This window comes from Megasphaera hexanoica (assembly GCF_043520715.1).
GTDB lineage: Bacteria > Bacillota > Negativicutes > Veillonellales > Megasphaeraceae > Megasphaera > Megasphaera hexanoica.
In genome coordinates this window covers 1,275,786-1,298,718 of the sequence record NZ_CP171361.1, presented here as the reverse complement: position 1 = coordinate 1,298,718, position 22,933 = coordinate 1,275,786, and the positions used below count along the sequence as shown (strand labels likewise).

18 protein-coding genes and 4 tRNA genes are annotated in these 22,933 nt (G+C 46.8%); 8 read left to right on the top strand and 14 right to left on the bottom strand.

The window, feature by feature from the left end; genetic code table 11:
• Nucleotides 1-105: 105 nt before the first annotated feature.
• On the bottom strand, nucleotides 106-1,557 hold the full coding sequence (locus tag ACGTIC_RS06325) for a nicotinate phosphoribosyltransferase (protein ID WP_059077353.1): 1,452 nt from the start codon (nucleotides 1,555-1,557) through the stop codon (nucleotides 106-108).
• Nucleotides 1,558-1,776: 219 nt separating this feature from the next.
• Between ACGTIC_RS06325 and ACGTIC_RS06320 the strand changes: the two genes are divergently transcribed.
• The 3 genes from ACGTIC_RS06320 (at nucleotide 1,777) to ACGTIC_RS06310 (ending at nucleotide 4,686) form a co-directional block, all read left to right on the top strand.
• Nucleotides 1,777-2,679 (top strand): DMT family transporter, encoded by a 903-nt coding sequence (locus tag ACGTIC_RS06320; RefSeq protein ID WP_113856213.1) that lies wholly within the window; start codon nucleotides 1,777-1,779, stop codon nucleotides 2,677-2,679.
• Between the two features lie 176 nt (nucleotides 2,680-2,855).
• Nucleotides 2,856-2,931 (top strand) — tRNA-Lys (locus ACGTIC_RS06315).
• A gap of 198 nt (nucleotides 2,932-3,129) precedes the next feature.
• Nucleotides 3,130-4,686 (top strand): DEAD/DEAH box helicase, encoded by a 1,557-nt coding sequence (locus ACGTIC_RS06310; protein ID WP_059077354.1) that lies wholly within the window; start codon nucleotides 3,130-3,132, stop codon nucleotides 4,684-4,686.
• 128 nt (nucleotides 4,687-4,814) lie between these two features.
• Here ACGTIC_RS06310 and rpoD read toward each other — a convergent pair whose 3' ends face one another.
• Both rpoD and dnaG read right to left on the bottom strand, forming a co-directional pair.
• Nucleotides 4,815-6,053 carry an RNA polymerase sigma factor RpoD gene (rpoD, locus tag ACGTIC_RS06305; protein WP_113856214.1) on the bottom strand — a complete coding sequence of 413 codons (1,239 nt, stop codon included), beginning with the start codon at nucleotides 6,051-6,053 and terminating at the stop codon, nucleotides 4,815-4,817.
• Between the two features lie 26 nt (nucleotides 6,054-6,079).
• Complete coding sequence (dnaG, locus tag ACGTIC_RS06300; RefSeq protein WP_075582143.1) at nucleotides 6,080-7,870, bottom strand: DNA primase; 1,791 nt, start codon at nucleotides 7,868-7,870, stop codon at nucleotides 6,080-6,082.
• A gap of 334 nt (nucleotides 7,871-8,204) precedes the next feature.
• Between dnaG and ACGTIC_RS06295 the strand changes: the two genes are divergently transcribed.
• From ACGTIC_RS06295 to ACGTIC_RS06275, 5 genes are all read left to right on the top strand, one after another.
• Complete coding sequence (locus ACGTIC_RS06295) at nucleotides 8,205-9,098, top strand: RluA family pseudouridine synthase (RefSeq protein WP_257536541.1); 894 nt, start codon at nucleotides 8,205-8,207, stop codon at nucleotides 9,096-9,098.
• A gap of 49 nt (nucleotides 9,099-9,147) precedes the next feature.
• The gene (fba, locus tag ACGTIC_RS06290; protein WP_113856215.1) at nucleotides 9,148-10,113 is read left to right on the top strand and encodes a class II fructose-1,6-bisphosphate aldolase; all 966 of its coding nucleotides are present in this window, start codon (nucleotides 9,148-9,150) and stop codon (nucleotides 10,111-10,113) included.
• An 82-nt stretch (nucleotides 10,114-10,195) separates the two neighbouring features.
• The gene (gene rpsT / locus ACGTIC_RS06285; protein ID WP_059077359.1) at nucleotides 10,196-10,462 is read left to right on the top strand and encodes a 30S ribosomal protein S20; all 267 of its coding nucleotides are present in this window, start codon (nucleotides 10,196-10,198) and stop codon (nucleotides 10,460-10,462) included.
• Between the two features lie 77 nt (nucleotides 10,463-10,539).
• On the top strand, nucleotides 10,540-11,871 hold the full coding sequence (locus tag ACGTIC_RS06280) for an MATE family efflux transporter (RefSeq protein ID WP_113856216.1): 1,332 nt from the start codon (nucleotides 10,540-10,542) through the stop codon (nucleotides 11,869-11,871).
• A gap of 43 nt (nucleotides 11,872-11,914) precedes the next feature.
• Nucleotides 11,915-13,156 carry an aminopeptidase gene (locus ACGTIC_RS06275; protein WP_113856217.1) on the top strand — a complete coding sequence of 414 codons (1,242 nt, stop codon included), beginning with the start codon at nucleotides 11,915-11,917 and terminating at the stop codon, nucleotides 13,154-13,156.
• A gap of 110 nt (nucleotides 13,157-13,266) precedes the next feature.
• Here ACGTIC_RS06275 and ACGTIC_RS06270 read toward each other — a convergent pair whose 3' ends face one another.
• From ACGTIC_RS06270 to ACGTIC_RS06220, 11 genes are all read right to left on the bottom strand, one after another.
• Nucleotides 13,267-13,653 carry a RidA family protein gene (locus tag ACGTIC_RS06270; protein ID WP_059077362.1) on the bottom strand — a complete coding sequence of 129 codons (387 nt, stop codon included), beginning with the start codon at nucleotides 13,651-13,653 and terminating at the stop codon, nucleotides 13,267-13,269.
• Nucleotides 13,654-13,817: 164 nt separating this feature from the next.
• Nucleotides 13,818-15,254 (bottom strand): amino acid permease, encoded by a 1,437-nt coding sequence (locus tag ACGTIC_RS06265; RefSeq protein WP_075582140.1) that lies wholly within the window; start codon nucleotides 15,252-15,254, stop codon nucleotides 13,818-13,820.
• A gap of 52 nt (nucleotides 15,255-15,306) precedes the next feature.
• A complete protein-coding gene (gene ilvA, locus ACGTIC_RS06260; RefSeq protein ID WP_257536677.1) occupies nucleotides 15,307-16,500 on the bottom strand; it encodes a threonine ammonia-lyase in 1,194 nt (397 codons plus the stop codon).
• Between the two features lie 624 nt (nucleotides 16,501-17,124).
• Nucleotides 17,125-17,200 (bottom strand) — tRNA-Val (locus ACGTIC_RS06255).
• A gap of 6 nt (nucleotides 17,201-17,206) precedes the next feature.
• Nucleotides 17,207-17,281: transfer RNA gene (locus ACGTIC_RS06250), tRNA-Glu, on the bottom strand.
• A 1-nt stretch (nucleotide 17,282) separates the two neighbouring features.
• Nucleotides 17,283-17,358: transfer RNA gene (locus ACGTIC_RS06245), tRNA-Asn, on the bottom strand.
• Between the two features lie 84 nt (nucleotides 17,359-17,442).
• Entirely contained in the window at nucleotides 17,443-18,621 is a 1,179-nt protein-coding gene (locus ACGTIC_RS06240; RefSeq protein WP_113856219.1) for an MFS transporter, read from the bottom strand.
• A gap of 160 nt (nucleotides 18,622-18,781) precedes the next feature.
• Complete coding sequence (groL, locus tag ACGTIC_RS06235) at nucleotides 18,782-20,413, bottom strand: chaperonin GroEL (RefSeq protein ID WP_059077365.1); 1,632 nt, start codon at nucleotides 20,411-20,413, stop codon at nucleotides 18,782-18,784.
• A 62-nt stretch (nucleotides 20,414-20,475) separates the two neighbouring features.
• Complete coding sequence (groES, locus tag ACGTIC_RS06230) at nucleotides 20,476-20,757, bottom strand: co-chaperone GroES (protein ID WP_059077366.1); 282 nt, start codon at nucleotides 20,755-20,757, stop codon at nucleotides 20,476-20,478.
• Nucleotides 20,758-20,917: 160 nt separating this feature from the next.
• Nucleotides 20,918-21,505: an ANTAR domain-containing response regulator gene (locus tag ACGTIC_RS06225; RefSeq protein ID WP_059077367.1), complete on the bottom strand. Its 588-nt coding sequence runs from the start codon at nucleotides 21,503-21,505 to the stop codon at nucleotides 20,918-20,920.
• A gap of 1 nt (nucleotide 21,506) precedes the next feature.
• Complete coding sequence (locus ACGTIC_RS06220; protein ID WP_206085100.1) at nucleotides 21,507-22,928, bottom strand: sensor histidine kinase; 1,422 nt, start codon at nucleotides 22,926-22,928, stop codon at nucleotides 21,507-21,509.
• Nucleotides 22,929-22,933 lie beyond the last annotated feature (5 nt).

The following is a 22,933-nucleotide window of genomic DNA, read 5'->3' as shown; positions in this document are numbered from 1 at the left end:
TAAAGAAATTAGAATCGTATTTATTATATCACAGGGGATAGGAGAAAAAAAAGCATACAAAAAGAGATTTTATCCCCGTTTGTACGCTTTTGAACCAGATTCTAATTATTGAAAATGAGCAGCTTCTTCTGTCAGAATCTGATGACGCAGTTCAGAGAGGCGCGTGCTGCGCTGTACCCACATGGTTTCCGGATTGACAAGTCGCTTGTATTCCGGCCACAAAGTATCAATTTCCTGGTCTGCATATGCCATGATATCCTTCAGCGTCGGCGGCGTATAGACGAGTTCGCCTTTGACGAACACCGGCTGCAGCATCGTTCTTACCGTAAAGGAACCAGCCGGAATGATACGGGAGCGCCAGGGCGTCTTATCACTGGAAAGGCGCAGATCTTTGGACGGATCAATCGTTTCTCCTTCGAGAATGATGATATCGGCCTTCATCTTGCCCGTCGTTTTATCGTAAATGCGCAGTACATTCTTGCGGCCCGGATTGGAAATTTTTTCAGCATTATCGCTCATCTTGATTTTAGGTATGAACTTGTCACCTTCATATTGGCCAGCCATCTTAAACACGCCACCCATCGACGGGCTGTCCTTGGCGGTAATGAGATTAGTCCCTACTCCCCAGGAGCTGATAGCACATCCCTGGAGCTTCAGTTCGGCAATCAGGTTTTCATCAAGATCATTGGAAGCGGCAATGACGGCATCAGGGAATCCCGCTGCTGCGAACATTTTATGCGCTTCTTTAGAAAGGTATGCCAGATCGCCACTGTCCAGACGGATGCCATAGAAAGAAGGCAGTGTTCCCGCTTCCTTCATTTCCCGGAATACCGTAATAGCATCGGGAACCCCTTGTTTCAGTGTATTATACGTATCGGCCAGGAGGATAAGACTGTTGGGATAATGTTTGGCATACGTGCGGAATGCTTCCAGTTCAGTCGGAAAACTCATGACCCAGCTATGGGCCATCGTCCCCATGACAGGCATGCCAAATTTAGCTCCCGAAAGCATATTGCTCGTGCCATTGAATCCGCCAATCATGGCAGACCGTGCACCATACACACCGGCAGAAGCCCCCTGGGCACGGCGCAGGCCGAATTCCATCAGGGTATCATCACCAGCAACACAGCGGACACGGCGGGCCTTGGTCGCAATCAGGCTTTCGTGATTCATGATCATAGACATGCACGTTTCCAGTAAAAGGGATTCATCTTTTGTCGTTTCTACACGCAGTAATACTTCCTGCGGAAATGCGACAGTCCCTTCTGGCATAGCATAAATGCTCCCCGTAAAATGGAATCGTTTTAGATAATCCAGAAAGGTATCTTCGAAAATCCCCGTACTCTTCAAATAAGCCAGATCATCATCACTGAAATGGATATTCTTGACATAGTCAATGAGATGTTCCAGTCCGGCCACTACCGTATAACCCCCATTAAATGGATTATGCCGGTAATACCGGTCAAACACGCAGGCCTGATTGTGTTTGCCTTCGAAATACAGTCCCTGCATCATTGTCAGCTGATAAAGATCAGTCAACAAAGCATTTGTATACAATATTCTCGCCTCCCAATCATATTGACTTTATTATACATCAAATTTCAGCCCCATGCCAATGATTCGTTGACATTTTCTTTACATTGATGATTTACACCTGTCATGTCATCTTGTAGTAGGCGTATATGAACAAAACTACTTGCAGAATTATAGTAAATAAATACGCCGCTATATGGTATAATACGTATATTGTAAATTTTTCAAAAGGAATGGATAACCATGATAAAAGACCGTTTTTTCTTGTTAACCGCCACGTTTTTCTGGGGTTGTGCCTTTGTCGCCCAACGGGTAAGCACCGATACGATCGGTGCCTTTGCCTTCAATGGCATTCGCTTCTGGGTCGGAGCCCTTTCCATTGTGCCCGTCGTCTGGTGGATCAGTCGTAAACAGGCACCGGATTTTGACACGCCTCCTTCCTACTTGTCACTCCCGGCTGCTTGTGCCATCCTCGGGTTCGTATTGTATGCCGGCGCATCACTGCAGCAGATAGGCATGTTTTATACGACAGCGGGCAAAGCCGGCTTCATTACTGCTTTATACATCGTCGTCGTCCCGATTCTCGGACTGTTCCTGCGCAATCCCCTGCGTCTGTCCCATATAGCAGGATGCCTGACCGCTCTGGCCGGCCTGTACCTGTTGGCCTTCCACAGTGACGGCCAGCCACTTAATATCGGCGACGTGCTGGAACTGGCCGGCGTCCTCTTCTGGGCCCTCCACATCCTCATTGTCGATCGCTTCGTCCGCTATTATCGCGGCGTCTACCTAGCTTTAGGCCAATTCATATTCTGTGGCATTTATAACTTTCTTTCTATGCCCCTGGCGGGAGAAACACTGACCCTGGATGCCGTTGCCGCATCGGCTATCCCCATCCTCTATTGCGGCATTTTTTCCAGCGGTGTCGGCTATACCCTACAGATTGTCGGACAGGAACACGTGCCACCTACAGAAGCTTCACTCCTTCTCAGCTGTGAAATGATTTTCAGTGCCCTTGCTGGATTCTTTATACTCGGTGAATCGATGACTCTGCGGGAATTATCAGGATGTATCCTCATGTCTATCGGGATTTTTGCCGCCCAGATTCCCAGCCGTATCCTGTTTAACCCGGACAGAAAAGAGCAATAGATAGTCCTCATCAGATTTTTCATACCACACAGGTCCGTATAGCTGTATATACAGACCTGTGTGGCATGAAATCGGCTTTATCTCATTGCATCTGTATAAATCGAAAAAAAAGACTTGCATTTTTTCTTCAACTGGTGTAATATTATCAATGTGCTCAGCAAGAAGACACATCGCATGGACCATTAGCTCAGCTGGCAGAGCACCTGACTCTTAATCAGGGTGTCCAGGGTTCGATCCCCTGATGGTCCACCATAAAAGACACGGATAGCCATCGCATTTGTGCGGTGGCTATTTTTTATACGGTTACCGGACCCGTTGTCTTTGCCCCCATTTTGACCTCTGCTGCCTATAGGACCCAGGAACCATTCCACGCACGGGTATTTACAAAAAGCCCCTATCTTTTCAGAGAGCAAAATGATAAAATTAGATGTTCATACAAAAGGAGGAACTATGTTAGAAAAATTTCAAGAACTTAATATCAGTGAAGTCATCATCCGTGCCCTGAATGAAATGGGTTTTGAAGAACCAACCCCGATTCAGGCAGAATCCATACCTGTCGCCATGGCCGGCCGTGACATGATTGGCCAGGCACAGACCGGTACGGGAAAAACAGCCGCCTACGGCATCCCCGTATTGGAAAAAATCCTGGCAGCCCCACCCAGCAAAGAAATCCAGACAGTCATCTTATCGCCTACACGCGAACTGGCTATGCAGGTAGCGGAAGAAATGAATCATCTGGCCCAGTTCACACCGATTCAGGCACTGCCGATTTACGGCGGTCAGGATATGGAACGGCAGCTGCGCCGGCTCCGGAAATGTCCTCAAATCATCGTCGCCACACCGGGGCGGCTCATCGACCATATGAAGAGAGGCACTATCCAGCTCAGTCATATCAGTACGATTGTCCTGGACGAAGCCGATGAAATGCTGGATATGGGATTTATTGATGATATCAATCTCATCATGGGAGCGACACCGGAAACGCGGCAGACACTGCTCTTTTCGGCGACTATGCCCAAACCGATTCAGGAACTGGCAGAAAACTTCCTACACGATCCCAAGATTATCCGCATGAAAGCCAAAGAAGTAACCATCGACTTAATCGAACAGTCCTACATTGAAGTGCCGGACCGTCAGAAATTCGATATTCTCTGCCGCCTCCTCGATTTACAAGAACCGGATCTGGCTATTATCTTCGTCCGCACCAAACGCCGCGTCGATGAAGTATCGGAAGCACTGAAGAAACGCGGTTACTCGGCAGAAGGCATACACGGCGATCTGACACAGGCCAAACGCGATACGGTCATCCGCCAGTTCAGGGAACGCACGATTGATATTCTCGTCGCTACCGACGTGGCTGCCCGCGGCCTTGATATCAGCGGTGTTACGCATGTATTTAACTACGATCTGCCCCAGGATCCGGAAAGCTATGTCCATCGCGTAGGGCGTACGGGTCGTGCCGGCCAGAGCGGCGAAGCAACGACGTTCGTCATCCCCAGAGAAATCGAACATCTGCGTACGATTGAACGGCTCATCAAACGCCGCATCCAGCGCCGTAAGGCACCTACATTATCGGAAGCACTGGAAGGAGCCCAACAGACGGCTATCCGCAATCTGGTCGGTGCTGTCGAATCCGGAGAATATGGAACCTATAAGGAAAATGCGGAAGAATTGCTCAGCAATTATGACAGCACGGCTCTCGTCGCCGCCGCCATCAAACTTTTGACTAAAGAACCGGATACGACACCAGTCAAAATCACGGAAGAAGCACCGCTGCGCGTCAGGACCAGCCGCCGGCAGGGATCTGGCCGGGGAAATAACCGTCGCCGTGACCACAGCCAGCACTCAGGAAAGCAGCATGACGGCCAGCGTCATTTTCATTCCAAAGGGAACCGGGACAATCGTAAAAAAGATACAGGTGATACGGCCCGCCGTGTTTTTAAACCGCGTAAAAAAGAACACAAAGAACCCACCCGTTCTGTTTTCAAGCCCTACTTTAAAGATTAATCACAGACTGGCATAGCATATTCAGACATGAAAAAACCATGGAAACGTAATCATCAGATTACAATTCCATGGTTTTTTCTATCCCATCTGACGGGTCATATAATTGTATACAGCGTATTATCTGCCAATCAGAGAAAGTCTTTAATTTTTTCCCGCTTACCCCAATTCCGGAGTTTGCTCAGGGCCTTTCCTTCAATCTGGCGGATACGTTCACGGGTGACATTAAAATGCTGCCCTACTTCTTCCAAAGTACGGGGACGGCCGTCTTTCAGTCCAAAGCGCAGATAGAGTACTTTCCGTTCCCGGTCTGTCAGACAGGAGAAGACGTCTTCTATCTGTTCTTTCAGCAGAATAAAGGAAGCCGCATCATCAGGAGCTACTGCTTCCTGGTCTTCGATGAAATCACCCAGATGAGAATCTTCTTCTTCCCCGATTGGTGTTTCCAAAGATACCGGTTCCTGGGCAATCTTCATGATTTCCCGTACCCGTTCGACAGAAATATCCATTTTTTCCGCGATTTCTTCCGGCAGTGGTTCCCGGCCTTTATCCTGCAGAAGCTGACGGGAGATGCGAATCAGTTTATTGATTGTTTCTACCATGTGTACAGGGATACGGATAGTACGGGCCTGGTCAGCAATAGCCCGGGTAATGGCCTGCCGGATCCACCACGTAGCATAAGTACTGAATTTATAGCCTTTACTATAATCAAATTTATCAACAGCCTTCAACAGACCCAGATTGCCTTCCTGTATCAGGTCCAGGAACAGCATGCCCCGGCCGACATAGCGTTTGGCAATACTGACAACAAGGCGCAAATTGGCGTCCGTCAGTTTTTTCTTGGCAACGCTTCCCGCTTTGATTTCTTCTTCCGTCGCATCAGGAGAATTGCCCCGTTCAATAGTCTTAGCCAGAGTGATTTCTTCTTCTGCTGACAACAGAGGGACACGGCCGATTTCTTTGAGATACATGCGGACCGGATCATCAATATTGATGCCTTCGGGAATGCTCAGATCCATATGGATTTCCGGGACCTTTTCCGCATCATCGTCATCGAGATCATCATCCATAGTCATCTGGTCATCTTCACCGATGATATCGATGCCTTTGTCAGCAAACACCTCATACATCTTGTCAATCTGATCGGGAGTCAGATCATCTTCTTCCATCACATTCATGATTTCTGTATAGGTCAGGCTCCCCTTTTTCTGTCCCGTCTTAATCAGCTGCTGGATATGCTGCAGCGTCAGTTCCTGCCGTTCTTTTTCGCTCAGTTGGGGCGCATCCGTTTTTTTCGCACGTTTGCTGCCCCGTGTCGTTTTCTTTGTCTTTTTTTTGACTGCCTTATTTTCATCCTTTATATTTGCCATAAAGTACTAGCTCCTTTCTTTCTCCGTCAGGACCAATGTTTCATTTCTTCTAAAATCTGTTTACACGCCGCCAGCGCATCTACGAGACGGGGATCATTACTCTGTCCGTAGGCGGCTGCCCGGGCGCTGTATTCTTTATACTTTTTCTGCAATTCCGCCAAGCGGAACCGTTTTACATAATCGAGTAAAACAGCTTCGTCTACGGGAACATCTTGCAGTACCATGATTCTTGCAAGTTCTTCGGCCTCCTCAGGAGTCAGATTATTCTGGATGTCACTCGTAGTGTACATTCCCTGTGCATCAGCAACTGCCAATATTTTTTCATAAATACGGCGCCGCACAGTATTGGCAAAAAATCCCGGGATGATCTTTTCCCGGATACGGGTACAGGATTGGGGATGATCCATGAGAAAACGCAGGATATTTTCCTCTGAAACCGCATTGGGGCCACCGCCCCGGGCTGCAGCATTTTCCTGCGAAACGGAATGGGAAATAGTGACCTGCTGCTGTCCTGCTTCCGGATGAGCTGCCACGTATTTGTTAAACTCACTGCGGATTGCGTTTTCATCGATCTGAATGCGGGCTGCCATTTTTTTTAAAAAGGCTTCCAGGACGACGCGGTTGCTGACTTGCGCCAATACGGGAAGAAGTGTCGCCGTGATGGCAGCTTTGCCTTCAAGGGTCGTTTCATCCGATTGCTGGAGTGCCGTCATGAGCATGTAATCCAGCACGTTGGGCGCATTATCCACAGCTTCGCGGAATTTGTCAGGGCCGGCGCTATTAATATATTCATCAGGATCCTTGCCCTGCGGCAAAGATACGACACGGATGCGCATCCCCAGATTACGAACGATTTCCATGGCACGCAGCGTTGCCTGCCTGCCCGCCCCATCCATATCATACGATAAAACCAGCTCTTTTGCCTGACGCTGGAGAAGCCGCGCCTGTTCATCGGTAAACGCCGTCCCCAGGGACGCTACCACGTTGCAGATTCCCCGGTTATGAGCCGATATGACATCCATATACCCTTCAACCAGGATAGCTCTTCCTTGTTCATAAATCGCCTTGTGGGCTTTGTCCATAGCAAAGAGCAGGCGGCGTTTATTGAAAATCATTGTTTCCGGGGAATTCAGGTATTTGGGCCGGCTGTCATCGAGCACGCGGCCGCCAAAACCAACGATGCGTCCCCGGCCATCCCGTATGGGAAACATGACACGGTTGCGAAAGGCGTCGTAGTACCGGCCGTTTTTTTCTTTGGCCAGTCCGACTTCGACGAGTTCCGGCCCGGTCACTCCCTTTTTTTCAAAGGCATCGGTCAGTTTATTCCAGCTGTCCGGGGCAAATCCTAGCTTAAACGAATAAATCGTGTCGTCGCTCAGGTGGCGGCGATGAAAATAGGCAAGGCCCGGTTCGCCGTAGTGGGTCTTCACCAAACAGTTATGAAAGAAATTGCCGGCCAGTTCATTAATTTCAAACAGGCGGTTCCGATGCGTATCCCGTGCAATGTCATCGGCTGATTTTTCGACTTCCGGCAGCGGGATATGCGCCCGTTCAGCCAGTCGTTCCACGGCTTCACTAAAAGAGATGTTTTCTTTCATCATGATGAATTTGAAAACATCTCCGTGGGCATGACAGCCAAAACAATAATAGAATCCTTTATCAGCAGCGACACTGAACGAAGCCGTTTTTTCATTATGGAACGGACAGCATGCCCAGAAATTGCGTCCCCGGCGCTGGAGAACCAGATAATCGGAAATAACACTGACGATATCATTGGCCTGCCGTACTTGTTCTATAAATTCATTTGTAAAACGCATATGCCACATCACCTGTTAAAGAATTCGTGTAGTAATACATTCTAGATATACAGCCTGATTCCTGCCTGGCATCTGTATAGATTTTGCATATCACCTATGACGGCAGGACATTTCTCACAGACCTTACATTATATACTATTCCATAAAAATCTTCAAAATCCTTTTTCTACCGGTAATTTTTCTTTGTACCGATAAAAATCCCCAATTTTTTCTGTTGATTTTATCAGCCTCTTCCGTTACAATATAGCTGTGCAGTTAACATCCTACGTTGATTTCCCGGTTTCTCTTTTGTACAATAGATGTGTATGTATCTTTTACCGATAAAGGAGATGCCATGATTGAAGTTATCGTAGGCAGACTGGAAAAGAAAACATCCCTGCTGGGTGCCTTGCGCCATGCCGGTGTTTCTGCCACCATGCGGCGGCGAATCAAGCACAACGGCATCTGTACCTGTAACGGCAGAGCCGCTGATACTCGTGATTTCGTTTCTACAGGCGACGTCATCCGCGTAGAGCTTCCGGAATCCAATCCCTTCCAGCCGGAACCGATTCCCGTTGAAATAGCCTACGAAGATGATTATATCATAGCTGTCAACAAGCCTGCGGGATTATTGATGCATCCTACGTCAGGGGCTCATGATGGAACGCTGGCAAACGCACTGGCCTGGTACTATCAAAAGACAGGGCAAAATTGTTCTTATCATCCGATGCACCGCCTGGACCGTAATACCTCCGGACTGTGCCTGATTGCAAAACAGCCCCAGATACAGTATGCTTTCAGCCGGCAGCATCTGGACTATCACCGGTATTATCTGGCCGTAGCCGAAGGAAGATTTCCCGCCCGGCGCCTAACCATACACTGGCCCATTTCCCGGGCTCCGGACAGCATTATACTGCGCCGTACCGATGCTGATGGCAAACCGGCCCATACCGATATTCAGTGTCTGGCTGACACAGATGACTTCAGCCTGCTTCAAGTAACTCTTCATACAGGGCGCACCCACCAGATCCGGGTGCATTGTGCCAGCCTGGGCCATCCCTTATGCGGCGATGATTTGTATGGCGGCAGCCGGACCAAGATAGCAAGGCAGGCACTGCATGCATTCCGCATTCAGTTCACTCATCCGGTCAGTGGTACATTCATTACGGTTAATTCCCCGTTGCCGGCAGATATGCAACAGTTGTTCTGCTGTGCCGGCTGGGATTATCATAATCTGGTCCCGCTCTGAGGACCACCATATCTACACGTATACCTTTATTAAAAGGAGGAATTTTCCTATGCCATTAGTTACAACTACAGATATGTTCAAAAAAGCCTATGCCGGTCATTATGCCATCGGGGCTTTCAACATCAATAATATGGAAATTGTCCAGGCTGTTACCGACGCGGCAGCAGACCTTCAATCCCCAATCATCCTTCAGGCCTCGGCCGGTGCCAGAAAATACGCCAAGCCGAGTTATCTGAAACATCTCGTAGAAGCAGCTCTTGAAGACCATGACCTGACGGTAGCCCTTCATCTAGATCACGGCGCCGATTTTGAAACGTGCAAATCCTGCATAGACGGCGGGTTCACATCCGTCATGATTGACGGATCGAAGCATTCGTTCGAAGATAACATCGCCCTGACCAAGCAGGTCGTCGAATATGCTCATGCCCATGGCGTCGTCGTCGAAGGGGAACTGGGTCAGCTGGCAGGCATCGAAGATGATGTCAAAGTAGCTGCCCATGAAGCTTCCTATACTCGTCCGGAAGAAGTAGAAGAATTCGTAAGCCGCACTGGTGTCGATTCCCTGGCTATCGCTATCGGGACCAGCCATGGCGCCTATAAGTTCACGCCGGAACAGTGCACCCGTAACGAACAGGGTATCCTCGTGCCGCCGACACTGCGTTTCGATATCCTCGAAGAAGTAGCTAAACGGCTTCCTGATTTCCCGATTGTACTGCACGGCGCATCCTCTGTCGTACCGGAATACGTAAAGATCATTAATGAAAATGGAGGTAATCTCCCTGATGCTATCGGTATTCCGGAAGACCAGCTCCGCAAGGCAGCTCGCCTGGCAGTCTGCAAAATCAACATCGACTCCGATATCCGCCTGGCTCTGACAGCCGGTGTCCGTCTCCATATGGCCCAACATCCGGATCACTTTGACCCGCGCCAGTATCTGAAAGACGGCCGTCAGAACGTCTATGACCTTGTTTCTCATAAAATTACAGAAGTGCTGGGATCGGCACATAAAGCGTAATTCCCCAAAGTTTCTATTGATTTTTGTTCCGTTTTATGATAGAATTTCTTCTAGTGTTCTTGTAAATTAGGAGGTGAACCCATTGCCGCAGATTAAATCCAACATCAAATCGATGGAAAAAGATGCAGCCCGTCACGCCGTAAATTCCCAGGTCAAATCTTCCGTTCATACTGCTATCCGCCGTACGACCGAAGCAATTGCCACAGGTGATGCTGAAGCTGTAAAAAAAGCATTTGATAAAGCCAGCAGCGTCATCGACAGTGCTGCACAGAAAGGCGTTCTCCATAAAAATACTGCAGCCCGTAAGAAATCCCGTCTGGCTGCCAAAGTAAACGAAATGGATAAATAATCGTAATGCTAACAAGCCCCACGGTCCGTGGGGCTTGTTTTATATATCAATTCTTTTTTAAGGAGGTGTCTGCATATATGCCGCAAATATACCAGATACGGCATTTTCTTACACTTTTCTTTCCACTATTGCTTACCCAGATGGCCCAAGTTGGCAGCGGCGTCTTTTCCAGTATTTTCAGTGGTCAGGCCGGCACCGTCGATCTGGCGGGCGTCGCCGTCGGAGTCAATATCTGGTACCCGGTCTTTGCTGGTATGTGCGGCGTCTTTTTTGGCGTTTCCCCCATTCTTTCCCAGCTCCGGGGCGCTGGGAAAACAGGAGATATTCCCGGATACATTTTACAAAGTCTCTACGTCGCTGTCATTACGACGGCTGTCGTCCTCGCAGCAGGGATGCTATGCCTCAATCCGTTTCTGGGCATAATGGGTCTGGAACCTGCCGTATATACGATTGCCCGCGAGTACCTAATTGCACTGGCCTGGGGCATACTTCCCACGTTTCTCGTAGCTACGCTGCGTTACATTACCGATGCCCATGGCAAGACCCATGTGTCTATGGCTATCTTATTCTTCAATATGGCTGTCACAGTGGCATTGTTCCGCCTGCTCGTATTCGGTGGATTCGGCATAGCCCCCATGGGAGGCGTTGGAACGGGATATGCTATTACCATAGCAGCCTGGCTGACACTGGTTGTTTTTCTAGTATTGTTTTCTTTTCTGGAGCCATTCCGCTCATACGGTCTGTGGCATCAATTCACTAAACCGGACTGGCACACAATCTCTGAGCAGCTGCGCATCGGCATCCCCATGTTTGTCGCTATTTTCTGTGAGACCAGCCTGTTCTCCATCATCGGCCTGCTGATGGCCGAATTTGGTACGGTATTCCTGGCAGCTAACCAGGCAGCTATCAGCTATTCGACTCTGATTTACGTATTTCCCTGGAGTCTCAGTCTGGCATCGACGATTGTCATCGGATATGAAGTGGGTGCCCGGAATGGACGGGCTGCCCGCCAGTACGCCCATATCTGTCAGGGATTAGCTCTGATCATTGTCTGTCTTACAGCCAGCATGACCTATACATTTATAACTCCTATCAGTGCCTTGTTCTCCTCGGATGCCAGTACACTCATACATATCCGCCATTTTCTCTTACTCGCTGTCATATTTTCCTTCTGCGATGCAGCAGGGACTCCTGTCCAGGGCATTTTAAGGGGATATAAAGATGTTCGCATCATTACAATCGTAGCGTTTGTTACCTATTGGCTTATCAGCCTTCCTATGGGATATGGTGCAGCCCATCTCCTCCCATATGGGGCATACGGGTACTGGTACAGTCTGATCATCAGTCTTGCCATTAATGCACTGGCCCTGAATATCCGCCTATGGAAACGGACTGCCTGGACTCTGTAATCACCAGTTAATGTGTTAATTATTTATACTAGGAGTGATACATATGCATCTCGATTCTTCTATTTCCTCTCTGCTACCCGGGTATGCCCGGGTATTGCTCAAAAAGGGATTAAATCTGCAGCAGGGGCAAATTCTCGTTATCTCAGCCCCCGTAGAATCCCATGATTTTGTCACCATCCTCACCCGTGAAGCATATGAAGCGGGTGCCCGTCAGGTCGTGATGAATTGGCGGTCCGATGACTCCGCCCGGCTGCGTTATGAATATGAAAATCTGTCAGAATTTACAACTATGCCTGACTGGCGCCGCGATTTCAGCCTTTGCTATTATCGCCAGAATGCAGCATTTCTTAGCCTTATTTCTGCTAACCCCTACCTCATGAAAGGCATAGACATGCAGAAATTAGTCGCCTGGCAAAAAGCCTCAAATAAGGCGTTAAAAGAATACATCGACGGCATGATGGCATCCAGGACGACCTGGCTCGTCGCCGCCGTTCCCAGCCTCGTATGGGCACGTATCCTGTATCCGGAACAATCGGAAGAAGCTGCCTACGAAATGCTTTGGAAGCAGATTCTCCAGTCTTCCCGCGCTGATGGCGAACATCCGCTGGCGGACTGGGATGCTCATCTTCTGGAACTGAAGAAACGCCGCGATTGGATGACCAGTCAGCATTTCACAAGTTTGCACTATACGTCCGGGCAGGGAACCGACCTGACCATCGGTCTGTCAGACAAGCATATCTGGCAGGGAGGTGCAGAAGAAACGACATCACATATACTGTTCAACGCGAATATCCCTACAGAAGAAATTTATACGGCTCCTGATGCCGCCCGTGTCGATGGCATTGTATATAGCACGAGACCGCTTGTATACAACGGAAATCTTATCGATAACTTCCACATCATATTCAAAGATGGACGAGCCATAGAATCGAAGGCAGAAACAGGGGATGATGTGCTAAAACAGATATTGTCTATGGATGAAGGCGCTGCCCGTCTGGGAGAAGTAGCCCTGATTCCCTATCATTCCCCTATTTCCCTGTCCCATATTCTCTTTTATGAAACACTCTTCGACGAAAACGCCTCTTGCCATCTGGCATTTGGCAAGGCCTATCCAACCTGCCTGTCTGGCGGCAGCGAGATGAATGATCAGGAACTTCTCGCTAATGGCCTGAATGATTCTATGATTCACGTCGATTTCATGGTCGGAAGCGACGACTTATCAATCACAGGTACTCAATCTGATGGAACAACAGTTCCCGTATTTATAAATGGAGACTGGGCATAAATCAGCAAAAAAAGCTCCTTGCAGGCAACCAAGAGTTTAAGCATATCTCTTGATTGCCTGACAGGGAGCTTTTTACATGATACCGGAAAATCTTTTAACACATAATCCGATTATTTACCTACATAAGCAATGACTTCGACTTCAACGAGGGCATCTTTCGGCAGTTTGCCAATTTCCACGCAGGAACGGGCCGGAAGAGTCTTATTGAAGTATTTAGCATATACTTCATTGACAGCTCCGAAGAAGTTCATATTGGTGATGTATACCGTTGTTTTGATGACATCATCATAGGATGCACCGGCTGCTTCCAGAATAGCGCCGACATTTTTCATGCACTGTTCTGCCTGGCCTACTACGCCGCCGCCTACGAGTTTGCCTTTTTCCGGATTGATAGCAATCTGACCAGAAGCAAAGAGGAAATCGCCGGCTTTAATTGCCTGGGAATATGGTCCTACTGCACCGGGAGCTTTTTCAGTACTAATAACGTTTACTGCCATGATAAAACATCTCCTTAAAAAAATTTATCTATCCTGTTTATTATTATACAACATCTAATTTCATATTTCCACTGTATATGATATATATTTACACAATACTCTTGGTGAACTATACAAGACTTCTATATAATAGCATATACTAAATCAATAATATTACGTAAAAATCAGTCATTCTCAGTGCCTTTGTTTTCCGATGCCGTCTTTCCACCATCTGCCACAGTCAGAAGATGGCCTTCTTTATCATATTTCTTCTTGTTCAGGCCACACAGGAACCATGCCGCCGTAATAGCCGCAATGAAGACCCATGAGGAAAGGATAGACATACGGGTATCCGGATTGTACAGCATGCCAATCGTTACCAGAATCAGGAAAGCTATGCAGAAGTAATTCGAGTACGGATAGAGTGGCGATTTGAACGGATGCTTAGCCATGACTTCCGGTCCCCAAGCCTTGCGGAAATTTTTCTGGGCCCAGGCCAGGACAAACCAGGCAACCATACCTGGGAATACCGATGCGCTATACAGATACAAAAACAGTTTGGAATCGGGAATCAAGTAATTCAGGACAACACCGATGGCCAGTACGATGACGGTAACTCCAATTCCATTGCGGGGCACACCTGAAGGTGACAATCTGGCAAATATACGCGGTGCCTGGCCATTCTGTGCCAGTGTATAAAGCATGCGCCCTGAACTGTACATCCCAGAATTACAGCCTGATAAAGCGGCCGTAAGAACGACGAAATTGATAATTCCTGCAGCAGCTGTAATACCTACTTTGGCAAAAGTCATAACGAATGGACTGCCAATGTAGCTGACTTCTGTCCAAGGATAGATACAAAGAATAACAAAGATAGAACCAATGTAGAATATAAGGATACGCCATACGATGTTATTAACAGCCTTTTTTAGCGTCCTTTGTGGATCCTGGGCTTCTCCGGCTGTAATCCCAATAAGTTCAACTCCTTGGAATGACGCCGCTACGACGCACATAGCCGCCAGCATTCCTCCCCATCCATTAGGCATAAAGCCACCATGAGACCAAAGGTTGCTGATGCCAACAGGCACGCCGTCATTACCAAATCCAAAGAGGATGACCGCTGCCCCGACGATGAGCATAACGATAATCGTAACGACTTTTATCAGGGCAAACCAGAATTCAAATTCGCCGTAATATTTAACGGCCGCCATATTGGCCGATGCGACTATAGCCATTCCAGCCAGAGCCGATATCCATTGCGGCAGGTCCGGGAACCAGTAATGTACATAAATCCCCACGGCTGTAATTTCTGATAACCCGACGACGACCCAGAGAAACCAGTAAGAACAAGCTGTCAGATATCCCACAAAAGGACTGATATATTTGTGACCATACGTTGCAAAAGAACCAGTCACTGGCTCCTGATACAACATTTCCCCCATAATACGCATAATGAAAAACATGACGACACCCGTCACAGCATAACATAAAAGTACCGACGGACCGGCCATCTGAATCGTGTTGGCGGACCCCATAAAAAGGCCAACACCAATGGTTCCCCCCAGAGCTATCATTTCTACATGGCGCGGCTTCAGACCGCGTTCCATTTTCTGTTGTTCCATTTCTACCTCCATAGCTTTGGAATCATTATGGTCTTATGATTTGATACATATTTTATTTCATCGTTACATAATAATGATGATCTTTTAATGTGGACATCAATTGTTCCACGTGTTTTTCATTTGCCGTTTCCAATTCCAGTGATACGGCAGTCTGTCCCATATCAACGCCATGCTGGCTCCGTTCGTGGACGATAGAGAGTACATTGGCATTGGCGTTGGCAATGATGGTCAGAAGTTTAACCATTTCGCCCGGTACGTCAGGAATAATCGTCTGGAAGAAAATCTTGCGGCGGGACTTGATAAGACCCTGATTGATGACACGCTGCATATTATTGACATCAATATTGCCACCACTTACGAGAGCTGCCACCTTTTTATTGTGAAGGCCGGAAATCTTACCGTTCATAAGAGCTGCGGTAGGTACGGCACCAGCGCCTTCAGCAACCGTTTTGCAGCGTTCCAGTAGCCAGAGTATCGCCTGCGAAATTTCATTTTCGTCAACGGTTACTATATCATCCAGATAACGGCGGCAGATATCAAAAGTCAGATCTCCTGGCGTTTTAACGGCTATCCCATCTGCCAGCGTCGCTTTCCCATTGTATGTAATAATCTTCCCTTGTTCTACCGATTCTTTCATAGAAGGCATGTTTTCCGTCTGTACACCGATGACTTTAATTTTAGGATTGACACTTTTTGCTGCAACAGCCAGACCGGAAATCAATCCACCGCCACCAATAGGCGCAACAATGGCATCCACATCGGGTAATTGTTCAATAATTTCCAGTGCAATCGTCCCCTGCCCTGCAATAACTTCCGGATCATTAAAGGGATGGACAAAGGTGTACCCATGTTCTTTCGTCAATTCTACCGCTTTAGCAGCCGCTTCATCAAAAAAATCTCCGTGCAGCACCACATTAGCCCCGTATCCACGCGTAGCCGCTACTTTGGACAAAGGAGCATGCTTGGGCATGCAGATGGTAGACTGACAGCCATAAGCGCTGGCAGCCAGGGCCACACCCTGGGCATGATTGCCTGCCGATGCAGCAATAACACCTTTTTCCCGTTCTTCCGGAGTAAGGGATGCTACTTTATTATAGGCTCCGCGCAATTTAAATGAACCAGTCCGCTGTAAATTTTCCATCTTCAGGTATACCTGGCAATCAGCTATTTTACTAACTGAATTGGCAAAAGACAGACCTGTTTTCTGCGCTACGCCCTGCAACCGTTTCTGTGCTTCCTGTACCATTTCTAATGTAACAGCTTCACTCATGATAGATTCAACCTCCTTAATATACGTAAACCATAAATCCAATTGGCTTTACGGATACGTGTCAAACGTATCTTATGCTTACACTATACTTCTCAAATAGTCTACTGTCAATAGATATACTTGCGATTTAATTTTCGTCTAATGCTACCCCGATTTTAATATAATTGTGCATTACATCTGTGTTTATGAGAAGAATTTAATTATTTTCCATACTTTTTATTTGATGTTTTTTATTTCACTCTGTATTTCTTGTCCATTGTAATAGTACATTAGGCTTTTGTAAAAAGATATATGTTATATACAATTAATTATCATGAACGACATGCTTTTTAATCATCTATCTGATTGTGCTGCCTTATAAAGAAATTGATTTTCGTATATAGAAATTATAAGTTACGGGATTGCTAATATCATATTGATATTAGCAATCCCGTAATCGTATCAAATACACAATAAAACAACCTAATGGTAAAAAACTGCCTCAAGAATCGGCAAGCTCCTGCAGCTTGCCTTGTCTTTCCCTTTCGGTAGTACCGCGTTGCGGTTCATCCTATCCGTGCATAACGTAAAACAGCACATCCGAGTGGATGTGCTGTAACCTGGTGGGCGATAACGGGCTTGAACCGCTGACATCCTGCTTGTAAGGCAGGCGCTCTCCCAGCTGAGCTAATCGCCCAAAAAATGGTGACCCCTGCGGGATTTGAACCCACGTTCACGCCGTGAAAGGGCGGTGTCTTAACCACTTGACCAAGGGGCCATGGCTCCTCAAGTAGGACTCGAACCTACGACAAATCGGTTAACAGCCGATTGCTCTACCGACTGAGCTATTGAGGAATGTCTCATGTGTTCTGTATCGAACAATAAAGATTATACTAGGTTATGAAAAAAAAAGCAAGTACTTTTTTCTATTTTTTTGCTTTATTCCATTTTTCTTTTCAGCACTGGAATAAAAACTGCCAGACAATACAAAGCTGCTATGGCAGCAATGCATCCTCCTGCATATCCGATATCACCCAGTAGTCCCGCATCAACCGCTTTTCCTCCTATCCAGGTTCCACTGCCGATTCCCAGATTGAAAATACCGGAAAAAATCGACATAGCTACGGCTGCTGCTCCGGCCGGAACACATTGAATCAGTTCAGCCTGAAACGTCACATTAAAAACCGTTGCCGTAATTCCCAGCAACACACAAACGAAAATAACCATCATGATATCTTGTGACGCCAAATCCAGCAGGAAAAATAACCCTGCCAGACAAATCAGGCTCAGGCGGATGAGTAGAAATCGGAACTGATTATAAAAGTGTGAAAAAATAATACTCCCTAACAATCCGCTAACACCAAAAACAGTCAGAATCAACGTAATCCACGTATCGCCCATATGGGCAATCTGCTGCATAAACGGTTCAATATAACTATACACCGTATAATAAGATGTAGAAAACAATACCGTAATGATATAAATAGCCAGGAGTATACGATTTTTCAGCATATGTGGCAGATCAGAAATATAAAAGGGCTGATTTTGTTTTAAGCGGGGAAATACGACAGTTAGATATATAATAGACAGGAGTGAAATACCTGCCAGCCATAAAAAGGTCATGCGCCAGCCCACATACAAACCAATAGCCCTTCCGATAGGTAATCCGGCAATCATGGCAATAGACGTACCGGTTATAATCATACTCAATGCCAGAGACCGTTGCTCTTTTGGTACAAGCCGGACAGCAATAGGAGCTGCAATAGACCAGAAAACAGCATGGGCACAGGCAACACAGATACGGGCCAGCAACAGCATCCAGAAAGAGACAGCCAGACCGGAACCAATCTGTCCGGCCAGAAATAATGCCATGGTTCCCAGCAAAAGACACCGGGATTCAATATTGCAGGTAGTCAGCATCAGAGGCAGGGATAATCCGGCTACGACCCAGGCATAAAGGGTAATCATCGTACCAGTCTGTGCTTCTGTCATAGAAAAAGACTGGGAAATGTCTATCAATAAACCAATGGGCATAAATTCAGATGTATTGAAAATAAAAGCTGAAATCGTCATTCCTGCTAATGGAAGCATCTGTTTTAAAGGTACTGTACCAGTCATTTGCCCCTCCTTATACTAATCTGGAATCTTATAGCTCATTTATCATAACCCAAAAACATAATTTAGTCAAAAAACATCCCCGTGACTCGAAATCACGGGGATGTCGTATTACATTTACCTCACACGTTACCTGGCAAAAATAAACCGTTCCGTCTTATTCTTACATCATGCCAGGCATTCCGCCCATGCCTGCCGGAGGAACAGCAGGACCAGCCTGAGCCGGTTCCGGTTTATCAGCAACCAGCGTTTCTGTTGTCAGAACCAGAGCAGCAATAGAAGCGGCATTCTGTAAGGCTGTGCGTGTAACCTTAGCCGGGTCTACAATACCAGCCTGAACCATATCAACGTATTCTTCTTTCAACGCATTAAAGCCTACGCCGTCTTTAGCGGCTTTTACCTTGGCTACGATAACGGATCCTTCCAGTCCTGCATTAGCGGCAATCTGGCGTACCGGTTCTTCAATAGCACGTTTTACCAGATTAATACCAGTCTGAACGTCCCCTTCTTCATGGAATTCATCAAGAGCCGGAAGAATATCAATGAAGGTCGTACCACCACCTGCTACAATGCCTTCTTCAACGGCTGCACGTGTAGCATTCAGTGCATCTTCCAAACGCAGTTTCTTATCTTTCAATTCAACTTCTGTAGCAGCACCGACTTCGATGACAGCTACGCCGCCGGACATCTTGGCCAGACGTTCCTGCAATTTTTCTTTATCAAAATCAGACGTTGTTTCAGCAATCTGGGCTTTAATCTGGGCAATACGGTCTTTAATTGCCTGCGGATCACCGTGGCCTTCTACGATAGTCGTTTCATCTTTCGTTACACGTACCTGACGTGCCGTACCAAGATCTTCCATTGTAATGCTGTCCAATTTACGGCCTACGTCTTCCGAAATAACGTTAGCACCTGTAAGTACAGCAATATCCTGAAGCATTGCTTTGCGGCGGTCACCAAATCCCGGAGCTTTTACAGCAACGGCTTTGAACGTGCCACGCAGTTTGTTGACAACGAGGGTTGCCAGCGCTTCACCTTCGACATCTTCAGCAATGATAAGAAGTTCCTTACCAGCCTGTACTACTTTTTCAAGGACCGGCAGCATTTCCTGGATAGATGCAATCTTGCGATCCGTAATGAGGATATACGGTTCACTCATGACAGCTTCCATTTTTTCTGCATCCGTTGCCATGTACGGGGAAATATAGCCACGGTCAAACTGCATGCCTTCTACGACAGACAGCTGTGTACCCATCGTCTTGGATTCTTCAACAGTGATGACACCGTCTTTACCAACTTTTTCCATAGCTTCAGCAATCAATTTGCCTACTTCTTCATCGCCTGCAGAAATGGAAGCAACCTGGGCAATAGATGCTTTATCAGAAACAGCGATGGAACGGTTCTTGATTTCTTCAACGAGTTTTGCTACGGCTTTTTCAATACCGCGTTTAAGGATCATCGGGTTGGCACCAGCAGCAACATTACGCATCCCTTCCTGGATCATGGCCTGGGCAAGCAGCGTAGCCGTTGTCGTACCATCACCAGCTACATCATTTGTTTTAGTTGCTACTTCTTTTACCAACTGGGCACCCATATTTTCAAACGGATCTTCCAGTTCGATATCGCGGGCAATAGTAACACCATCATTGGTAATGGTCGGTGCGCCAAATTTCTTATCAAGAACTACATTGCGGCCTTTCGGTCCTAATGTTACTTTTACTGCATTAGCTAATGCGTCAACGCCTTTGCCTAAAGCACGGCGTGCATCTTCATTAAATAAAATCTGTTTAGCCATGTTAAACACTCTCCTGTATTATAAGTATATATTCCATGATAACGACCGTTACAGGTCTCGTATTACATAATTGCCAGAATATCGCGTTCGCTGACGATTAAATATTTTTCTCCTTCATATTTGACTTCTGTTCCTGCATATTTAGAGAAAATAACTTTGTCGCCTGCTTTGACATCTAACGCAACGCGGGAACCATCTTCCTGAAGTTTGCCCGGGCCGGCTGCAATAATTTCACCTTCGCACGGTTTTTCTTTAGCTGTATCAGGCAGATAAATCCCACCGACAGTTTTTTCTTCCTGTTCCAATACGCGGATGACAACGCGATCTCCTAAAGGTTTTAACATTGTATATTCCTCCTAACATGTTATGTCATTCTCTTTATTAGCACTCACTATATCCGAGTGCTAACTACAATATATATATTACCCAGTAAAGGTAAAAAAGTCAATAGTTTTTTTTAATTAGGAAAAAAATACCAGGCAAAAATCTGCCTGGTACAATCCACTATCGACGATTATTTTGCTTTGCCATACTGGCAATGACTGCTTCTGCAACATGTTTCAACGTCGTCCGTTTTTTCATGCTGTATTGCTGCAACCGGCGATACGCTTCTTCTTCCGGAATATGGTATAAATCCATGATGAGGCCCTTTGCCCGTTCCACGATTTTGCGCGTTTCTATCTGCTCATTCATCTGTTCGAGCTGGGCATTTATTTCCTGCTGCTTTTTAAATTGAGACACGGCAATTTCCATAGCAGGGAATAAATTAGTAGGTGATACGGGTTTTACCAGATATCCCAAAACACCCGAATCCTTCGCTTTATCGACGATATCACGCTGGCTGTACGCCGTCAGCAGCAACACGGGCGCCAGATGGTCATGAGCCATCATTCGGGCTGCATGGATTCCATCCAAACGCGGCATCTTGATATCAAGCAATACGATATCGGGTCGCATTTTACGCACCAGCTCCAGCGCTTCCACTCCATCGGCAGCTTCTCCGACTACTTCATGACCGGCATCTTCCAGCATTTCCGCCAGATCCATTCGGATAATCGATTCATCATCACCGATAACCACACGATACCCCATTTTAATCTCCCCTTTTTTCTATTGGAAAATGAATTACTGCCCGGGTTCCCTCCGGTTCTGCCCCGGAAAAAATGATGGTCCCGTGCAGATCTTTCTCAACCAACGTTTTGATGATTTTTAGTCCCAGATGGTGACGCTTGTCCTTAGTCATCGTTTCCGGCATACCGCAGCCATTATCCTCTACCGTGATATCTGCTGTTTCCCCTTGACAACAGATTTGCAGCGTAATAATGCCTTCTTTGCGACCAGACAGCCCGTGCAGTACAGAATTCGTAATCAATTCATTCAGGACCAGTGATAACGATGTGGCTGCATCAGACGGCATCATCAATTTCTGCCCATGGAAAACCGGTATAATATGGCTTTCTGTACTCACGAGACTATGCAATACCAGTGACAATAGTTTTTCTGCTACATCAGATATATCAATATATTCTTCATCATGATGGGATAAGGTCTCATGAACGAGAGAAATGCTGATAATGCGATTCAGGCTTTCATTCAACGCTTCCTTTGCCTCTTCGCTCTGGACGCGCCGCAGCTGCATGCGCAATAAACCGGCTATGGTCTGCAGGTTATTTTTGACGCGGTGATGGATTTCCTTGATGACTGACGTCTTAATCATCAATTCTTCTTCCTTTTGGTACAGCTCCGTCCGTTCTGTAATAACCACAATAATCCGATCAACACGTCCCCGCCGCAGAATAGGGATAATCCGTCTCGTAAAGACATTTTTTCCATGCTGTACATCTACGACCGAACCCTGCCGGGTTTCCAGTGCCTGTTTTACTCCGGCAAAATGGAACTGACTGCTATAAATATTTTCACCAGTCAGTCGTTTGAAACGTCCCCGCAGCTGCATGATGCTTTCCGCCATATCGTCTACATAGCGGATTGTACCATTACCATCGACGAGAATAATGCCATCTTGCAAAGATAAACGCTGATATAAGCGGTTCATGTGCTCTTCAATGGGTACCTGCAAAGATAAAAAAGCCGTTTCCGTCAAAACATCCCGGCTGTTTTCAATCCGTCCCACAAAAGAAATGACACCAATAGTAAGTCCTCCATTATCGACAAAGGGATAACAGGAAATGGGCTCCATTTGGCCATAATTCGTTTCTATCGTCCCTTTCAAAGGAGTCCCAGTCGTTAATACCTGCCATACAATCGGCTCATCATACCGGGTAACGACTACTCCGGAATCAGGCAGTGCAGTCAAGCTGTCTGATTCCTGAAAAAAAGGGCGTCTCTGTGCTGTCAGGACCAAGGTCCCCGCTTCCTGGCCTGGGACATACACATAGATTTTCCTGTGAGATAAATCACTGGCAAACTGTAACAATTTTTCACTATTTTTTAAAATGTGGATTTGCACATCTGATAAAGAACTGGCACTCTGGCAAATCGATTCTATGGGAGACATATCAG